Genomic DNA, 7,030 nt, shown 5'->3' with positions numbered 1-7,030 from the left:
CGAGCGCCGGCTGCACCTCGCGCCCGAGCGAGGCGGCCCGGCGCAGCGCTTCACGCGCACGATCGGACCGGCCCGCGACGCGATGCAGATCCGCGACGCGGTACCACGCGTTCGCGAGCGTCTCGGCCCGCTTCTCGGTCGCACACACCACCTCGGCCGCGGCGCTCGCTGCAGCCCACTCGCCGCCGAGCTGCAGCACGGTCGCCCGGTGAAGCGTGCATTCGCCTCGGAACGGCTCGAGTCCGCGCTGCGAGTCGCACCAGTCGCCGAGCTCGCGCGTCCACACGCGTGCGCGCTCCACATCGCCGCGGCCCAGCAGGCTCGCGATCACAGCGCAGAATGCCGGACCCGCAGCGCGATCGCTGACGCGCCCGTCGCCGATCAGGAGCATCACGCGGTCGAGGGCGTCGAACGCTTCCTCGGGACGCCCGGCCGCGAGCAGCGCGCGTCCGAGACCCATCGTGGCGAGGGTCAGCGTATCGGCGTCGTCGGCGGCATCCGATCGGGCGACCGCTTCGCGATGCAGTTCGACGGATGCCTCGGCATCCCCCCGCGCGTACGCGGCGAACGCGATGCACAGTCCGCGCGCGGCGTCGGTCGTAGGCGTTGCATCGGGCCGGCCGCAGAGCTCGAACAGCCGCGACATCCACGCACGGGCTCGCACCGCGTCGCCGTGCTCGCCGAGCGTGAACGCGAGCCAGAACGCGCACCGCACCGCGGCGGTGAGGTCGCCCGCGTCGAGGTAGCGCAGGTGCGCACGCTCCCAGGCGCGCGCGCTCTGGTCGTCGCGCCCGACGAACCACGCCGCCTGCCCGAGCTCATCGAGCCTGCGCGCGTCGAGGTCGGCCTCGTTCGCCATGAGCTCGCCGAACCGGCCCGTCCAGTCGACCACCTCTGCGGCCCGGATTGCCATGCGCACAGTATGTGCCGCTCGGTCGGAGCCGGCAACATCGCGAGAACGACGACGGGCACGCCGATGCGGCCCGGTGCCGTCGTCAGACGGCCGGGGTCAGAGCTTGGCGTCCTGGCGGGGGATGAAGACCTGCTTGATGATGAGCAGGATCGAAGCGGTGACCGGGATCGCGACGAGCGCGCCGAGGAGCCCGAGCAGCGTGCCGCCGACCATCGCACCGATGACGACGAGCGCACCGGGCACCGCGATCGCCTTGTTCATCACGCGGGGCGTGAGGACGTACGCCTCGAGCTGCATGTAGATGAGGTAGATGATCGCGAAGATCAGCGCCGGAACCCAGCCGGTGAACAGCGCGATGACGGTCGCGACGATCCAGTACAGCACCGAGCCGATGAGCGGGATGAGGGTGATCAGGAATGCGATCACACCCATCAGCGCCGGGAACGGCAGGCCGAGGAACAGGTGCAGCAGGAACGCGACGATCGAGTTGCAGAAGGCCAGCACCACCATGCCCATGAGGTAGGCGCCGATCGAGTCGGTGATCTGGTTCGTCATCGCGGTCGCCTTGCGGCGGGTGCGCGCCGGGGCGAACTGGATGAACGACTTCTTCATCGCGGGAAGCCCGGCGAGGAAGTAGAGGCTCAGCACGAGAACGATGATGAGGCCCGAGATCGCGGTGCCGACGCCGACGGCGAAGTTGACCACGCCGCCTCCGATCGCGGCGAGGTTCGCCGGGTTGGTGAGGAAGGACTCCACCTGTGACACCATGTCGCCGACCTGCGCGCCGAATGTGGTGCTCAGCCAGGCGTAGAAGTCCGAGGCCTGGAACTCTTCGATGAGGTCGGGGATGTCTCCGATGAACTGACCGAGCTGCGCCACGAGCGTCGGCACCACCAGGAGCAGCACCAGAGCGAGGACGACGGCGAATGCGCCGTACACGATCACGATCGCCCACGGCCGCGCGACGCCCCGGCGGCCGAGGAACCGCACGACAGGGTCGAGGCCGAGGGCCGCGAACAGCGCGAAGACGATGTAGATGATGATCGTCGAGAGGTTCCAGAAAGCCAGACCCAGGGCGACGGCGACGAGACCGCCCAGCGTCACGAGCAGACCGAGCGAGAACGGGCTGTTCAGGTTGGCCCAGAACGTCTTGCCGGCCGGCGCCTCGCCGGTGAACACCGCCTCGCCCTCGAGGTCGGCGGCCAGCGTCTCGTCGGTCGTCGTCGCGAACCCATCGCCGTGAACGGCTGCTGTCGTCGCGGCGGTGACGGTCGCCTCGCCCGGCGCCCCAGCGGCACTGGAGGCACTGGTGTCTTGCGTCATGGTGACACTCTAGGCCTAGGGCCATCGTCTGATTCGGGTGAATTTCTGCCTCGGGTATCGTCGTGGTGCGAGGAGGACGCCATGACCGAGGATCCGAGAACGACGCTCACCCGGCTGCGCAGCAGCATCGACAACATCGACGCCGCGCTGGTGTATCTGCTCGCCGAGCGCTTCAAGGCCACCAAGCAGGTCGGCCACCTGAAGGCGGAGCACGGCATGCCGCCCTCCGACCCGGCCCGCGAGGAGCAGCAGGTCGCGCGGCTGCGCAGCCTCGCCGAGCAGGCCGACCTCGACCCCGCCTTCGCCGAGAAGTGGTTCAACTTCGTCGTCGCCGAGGTGATCCGCCACCACGAGGGACTGCGCGACGGGAACGGCGCCGCCGCGGTCTGACGGGTCGCTCCGACCCCAGAGCGCGCCGGACGCCGCCGAGAGCACGGTGTCAAGCCCGTGGCGCCGCCGCGTCGTCCCGAGCGAGAGTCGTCGCGAAGGGAGACCGACATGAGAGATCAACCGCACGCGCACCACTCCGACGACGCCGTCGCCGACGACGCACCGCCGACCGATGCGGTGACGGACGAGGTGCGCGAAGACGCCGCACGCGCCGAAGAGACCCGCGACGCCGCTTCCGATCGGCCCGCACAGACCCACCCCTGACGGCGCAGGGATGCGGATGCCTCGGTCCGCGCGTCGCACGCGCGGACCGAGGCATTCTTCCTCCCGTGAAGCCAGGGGCCCGGAGATCTATGGCACCGCCCGGCGCAGCGTCAGGTACGAGATTCCCGCCAGGACGACCGCGAGCAGGAGGCCCCACCCCGCGAGTCCGAGCGCGCCCTGGTCGGCGAACCATGTGAACATCTGGGCCCACGCCTGCATCTGCCCGACCAGGAACAGCACCAGCACGAGCAGTGCCGCGATGCCGACCAGTACCGTCGTGAGCGCCACGGATCCGAAGCGCTTGAAGATCGTGGCGGCCCAGAACCCGGCGACGAAGAACAGCATCGTGACGGTGAAGAAGAAGATGCCGGCGCCGAGCGGGCCGGCCTCCCAGATCCACGGCAGGTAGAAGAAGTAGCCGTTCATGCCGAGGCCGTCGGTGGCCTCCTCGATCAGGCCGCCCACCACGAAGACCAGCGACAGGATCGCGCCCGTCATCATGGCGGTGAGCAGCGTGCCGACGTAGAACTCGCGGCGCGTCACGCTCATCGCCTGCGAGAACGGGAACGTGAGGGTGAGCGACTGGATGCCTACGACGGCGAAGTACCACAGCGGGGCCTGCGCACCGCCGCCGTACATGGCGCTCGTCACCCCGGCGTTGATCAGGATCGCGTAGATCGCGAGCGTGATGAGGAACGAGCCGCCGAGCACCAGGAGCGGCACCCAGATGTAGGTCTGGCGGTTGATCAGCTGCATGCGGATCACGCTGACGGTGCGGTTCATCGCAGTGCTCCTTCGTCGAGATCGGCGGTGGTCGCGGCGGAGGCGTGCCCGCCGGCTTCGGCCGCGTGCTGGGTGGTGCGCACGATGAGCTGCTGCAGCGACACCGGCGCGATGTCGAGTCCCGTGGCGGCGAGCCGCGCACGGTCGTCGGCGGTGAGGGTGCCGAGCACGGTGACCGACGAGACGTGGCCGAGGCTCTCGCGGTGGATGACCTCGCGCCCCTGGATGAAGGCCTCGACGGCGGCCGTGTCGCCGACGATGTTCGCGGCGCGGTCGCGGACGGCATCCGTCGACTCGTCCATGATGATGCGGCCGCGGTCGATCACGAGTACGCGCTCGATGAGGTTCGACACCTCGTCGATCAGATGGCTCGAGAGGATCACCGTTCGCGGATGCTCGGAGTAGTCCTCGAGCAGCCGATCGTAGAAGATCTGCCGCGCGACGGCGTCGAGACCGAGGTACGGCTCGTCGAAGAACGTGATCTCGGCACGCGAGGCGAGCCCGATGATCACGCCGACCGCCGACAGCTGCCCGCGCGAGAGCTTCTTGATGGTGCGCTTCATCGGCAGCTGGAACTCGTCGATCAGGCTGTCCGCGAGCTCCTGGTTCCAGTTCGGGAAGAACAGGCGCGCGGTCTCGAACGCGTGCCGCGGCTTCGCGTCGTCGGGATACTTCTGGCTCTCGCGCACGAAGCACATGCGTGAGAGCACCTTGGCGTTCTCATACGGGTCCATGCCGAACACGCGCACTTCGCCGCGGGTGGCGAAGTTCTGCGCCGTGAGGATCGACATGACCGTCGTCTTGCCGGCGCCGTTGCGGCCCAGCAGGCCGTAGATGGTGTCCTTCTCGATCGTGAAGCTCACGTCGTCCACCGCGAGGGCCTCGCGGTAGCGCTTCGTGAGGTTCCTCACCTCGACGACGGGGGTGGCGGTCGTCATCGTGTGGTCCCTTCCGTGGTGTTCGCAGCGCGCGCCGCGGCGCGGTCGCGGATGAGCATTGCCAGGTCTTCAGGTCCGAGCCCGAGCTTGCGGGCCTCGGCCAGGAGCGGATCGATGAAGCGGTCGGTGAACGCGGAACGCCGTTCGCCGAGCAGCAGTTCACGAGCGCCCGGCGCCACGAACATGCCGATTCCGCGTCGCTTGTACAGCACGCCCTTGTCGGCGAGCATCGCGACTCCCTTCGCAGCGGTCGCCGGGTTGATGCGGAAGAAGGTCGCGAGCTCGTTCGTCGAAGGCGTACGCTCCTCCTCGGCGAGCGAGCCGTCGACGATGGAGTCCTCCACGCTCTCGGCGATCTGGAGGAACAGCGCCCGGCCGTCTTCGATCACGTCCACCCCGCTTGGTTGGTTAGTTACTTGGCTAAGTAACCATGCGACATGGTGTGTGTCAAGCCGGGTAACGAAACGGTCTCCTTCGGGTGCCCGGTTTTGACAGCCGATGCGATCCCGTTAGCGTGGACGAGGCCCTCTGTGGGCTCTGACGACCAGTCCGCGGCCGTCGCGTGAGACGATCCTGGGGGATCGTCGCGTGCCGGACGTATGGTCGGCGGTCTGGGCGACGGACCCGATGTACGTCGCCGGATGCGCTACCGCGTCACCCGACGACGCGGCTACGGCGCCGATGACCGTCACCCGGGCGTAACCGATGCCGAGCGCGTTCCGCGCGCCGCGGAGGTGAAGCAACGTGACCGTCGAACCCGCCCTTGAGGCGCGCAATCTGTACAAGGTGTTCTCCAAGCACCCGAAGGCCGTCGTCAAGCGGCTGAAGGCGGGCGAAACCCGCACGGACGTGGCGGGTGCGGGAACCGCAGCCGTCATCGATGCGGGCTTCACCGTCCAGCGCGGCGAGATCTTCGTGATCATGGGCCTGTCCGGCTCGGGCAAATCCACCATCATCCGCATGCTCAACGGCCTGCTGGAGCCCTCCGCCGGAGACGTGCTCGTGCAGGGACGCAGCATCGGAACGGCCTCTCCCAAGGAGCTGCGCGAGATCCGGCGCTCGTCGATCTCGATGGTGTTCCAGCACTTCGCGCTGCTGCCGCACCGCACCGTGATCGACAACGCCGCGTATGCGCTCGAGATCCAGGGCGTGCCGCGCGACGAGCGTCGCGGCCGTGCGATGGAGATCCTCGAGAAGGTCGGTCTCTCCGACCGGGCCGAGGCGATGCCCGACGAGCTGTCGGGCGGCATGCGGCAGCGCGTCGGCCTCGCCCGCGCGCTGACCGCGGGCACCGACATCCTGTTGATGGACGAGGCGTTCTCGGCTCTGGATCCGCTCATCCGCCGCGAGATGCAGGAGCAGCTCGTCGAGCTGCAGCGCGAGCTCGGACGCACCATCATCTTCATCACGCACGATCTGAACGAGGCGATGTTCCTCGGCGATCGCATCGCCGTGATGCGCGACGGGCGGATCGTGCAGAACGGCACCCCGGAAGAGATCCTCACCGATCCGGCGAACGACTACGTCGCCCAGTTCGTGCAGGACGTCGACCGCGCCCGCGTCCTGACCGCAGGATCGGTCATGGCGCCCGCACTCGCCACCACGCCCGTCAGCGCGGGCGTGCGCGGCGCGCTGCGCGTGATGCGCGATCGCCAGGTCGGCTCCGTCGCCGTGATCGAGAACCGCCGCTACCTCGGAACGGTCACCGACCGTGCCGTCGTGCGTGCCGTCAAGGACGGCAGGACCGACCTGCGCTCGCTGGTCAATCGCACCCCGCCGGTGGTGAAGGCCGACGAGCCGCTCAGCGACGTCGTCGAGCGCGCCGTCGAGAGCCCTCTCCCGATCGCCGTCGTGGACGACGACTGGCGCCTCCTCGGCATGATTCCGCGCGTCACGCTGCTGGCAGCGCTCGGCAACGTCGACCCGCAGACCACGCCGATCCCGATCGTCGGGACGCCGGTGTCCGTGCCGGAGGCCGAGTTCGCGCAGACGCTCGTCGCCGTCGGCGAATCGACGACGGCGGTGCCGGTCGCGACCGTGCCCGTTGCCGGTGCGGCGGAAGGAGGCGCGTGATGGAGAACCTCAGACTGCCTCTCGGCGCATGGATCGAGGCTTTGGTCGACTTCCTGGGCGACGTGTTCGGCTGGCTCTTCGACGCCGTCGCCACGGTGCTCGGCGCCGTGTACGACGCCCTCGACTGGGCGCTGGTCGCGCCCCCGTTCTGGGCGATCATCGTCCTGTTCGCCGCTCTGGCGTTCTGGGTGAGAGGCTGGCGGCTCGCCCTCGGCACCGGTCTCGGCCTGCTGCTGATCGTGCTCGTCGACCAATGGGACAACGCCATGGACACCCTGGCGCTCGTGCTGGTCGCATCGCTCATCGCAACGGCGATCAGCATCCCCGTCGGGATCTGGGCCGCCCG

General features: G+C 68.9%; 7 protein-coding genes and 2 pseudogenes. 4 read left to right on the top strand and 5 right to left on the bottom strand.

The window, feature by feature from the left end:
- Together EIO58_RS10210 and EIO58_RS10205 are read right to left on the bottom strand one after the other, a co-directional pair.
- Positions 1-913, bottom strand: a pseudogene (locus EIO58_RS10210) (hypothetical protein); the annotation flags it as partial.
- Positions 914-1,009: 96 nt separating this feature from the next.
- Complete coding sequence (locus EIO58_RS10205; protein WP_127819448.1) at positions 1,010-2,236, bottom strand: AI-2E family transporter; 1,227 nt, start codon at positions 2,234-2,236, stop codon at positions 1,010-1,012.
- Between the two features lie 81 nt (positions 2,237-2,317).
- Here EIO58_RS10205 and EIO58_RS10200 point away from each other — a divergent pair, with 81 nt between their 5' ends.
- Together EIO58_RS10200 and EIO58_RS18785 are read left to right on the top strand one after the other, a co-directional pair.
- The gene (locus EIO58_RS10200; protein WP_127819447.1) at positions 2,318-2,626 is read left to right on the top strand and encodes a chorismate mutase; all 309 of its coding nucleotides are present in this window, start codon (positions 2,318-2,320) and stop codon (positions 2,624-2,626) included.
- Between the two features lie 108 nt (positions 2,627-2,734).
- Positions 2,735-2,890, top strand: coding sequence for a hypothetical protein (locus tag EIO58_RS18785; RefSeq protein WP_164861627.1), 156 nt, complete (start codon positions 2,735-2,737; stop codon positions 2,888-2,890).
- An 87-nt stretch (positions 2,891-2,977) separates the two neighbouring features.
- On the opposite strand, the gene EIO58_RS10195 is transcribed toward EIO58_RS18785, so the two are convergent.
- From EIO58_RS10195 to EIO58_RS10185, 3 genes are read right to left on the bottom strand one after another with little or no spacing between them, the layout of a single operon-like run.
- Entirely contained in the window at positions 2,978-3,673 is a 696-nt protein-coding gene (locus EIO58_RS10195) for a hypothetical protein (protein WP_127819446.1), read from the bottom strand.
- Positions 3,670-4,611, bottom strand: a complete 942-nt coding sequence (locus EIO58_RS10190; protein ID WP_127819445.1) for an ABC transporter ATP-binding protein — start codon at positions 4,609-4,611, stop codon at positions 3,670-3,672. The genes EIO58_RS10195 and EIO58_RS10190 overlap by 4 nt, the downstream gene beginning before the upstream one ends.
- Complete coding sequence (locus EIO58_RS10185; RefSeq protein WP_127819449.1) at positions 4,608-5,000, bottom strand: GntR family transcriptional regulator; 393 nt, start codon at positions 4,998-5,000, stop codon at positions 4,608-4,610. The genes EIO58_RS10190 and EIO58_RS10185 overlap by 4 nt, the downstream gene beginning before the upstream one ends.
- Positions 5,001-5,355: 355 nt before the next feature.
- Between EIO58_RS10185 and EIO58_RS10180 the strand changes: the two genes are divergently transcribed.
- On the top strand, positions 5,356-6,684 hold the full coding sequence (locus tag EIO58_RS10180) for a quaternary amine ABC transporter ATP-binding protein (protein ID WP_127819444.1): 1,329 nt from the start codon (positions 5,356-5,358) through the stop codon (positions 6,682-6,684).
- Positions 6,684-7,030 (top strand): annotated as a pseudogene (locus tag EIO58_RS10175) (proline/glycine betaine ABC transporter permease); the annotation flags it as partial. The gene EIO58_RS10180 and the pseudogene EIO58_RS10175, both read left to right, overlap by 1 nt.

It is taken from the genome of Microbacterium sp. CPCC 204701 (assembly GCF_004010105.1).
Lineage (GTDB): Bacteria > Actinomycetota > Actinomycetes > Actinomycetales > Microbacteriaceae > Microbacterium.
This window is presented reverse-complemented; position numbering and strand designations above follow the sequence as displayed.

What these genes read in the sequence shown, in the direction of transcription:
- EIO58_RS10205 (WP_127819448.1), bottom strand. Translation starts at nt 2,236, where the DNA reads ATGACGCAAGACACCAGTGCCTCCAGTGCCGCTGGGGCGCCGGGCGAG.
- EIO58_RS10200 (WP_127819447.1), top strand. Translation starts at nt 2,318, where the DNA reads ATGACCGAGGATCCGAGAACGACGCTCACCCGGCTGCGCAGCAGCATC.
- EIO58_RS18785 (WP_164861627.1), top strand. Translation starts at nt 2,735, where the DNA reads ATGAGAGATCAACCGCACGCGCACCACTCCGACGACGCCGTCGCCGAC.
- EIO58_RS10195 (WP_127819446.1), bottom strand. Translation starts at nt 3,673, where the DNA reads ATGAACCGCACCGTCAGCGTGATCCGCATGCAGCTGATCAACCGCCAG.
- EIO58_RS10190 (WP_127819445.1), bottom strand. Translation starts at nt 4,611, where the DNA reads ATGACGACCGCCACCCCCGTCGTCGAGGTGAGGAACCTCACGAAGCGC.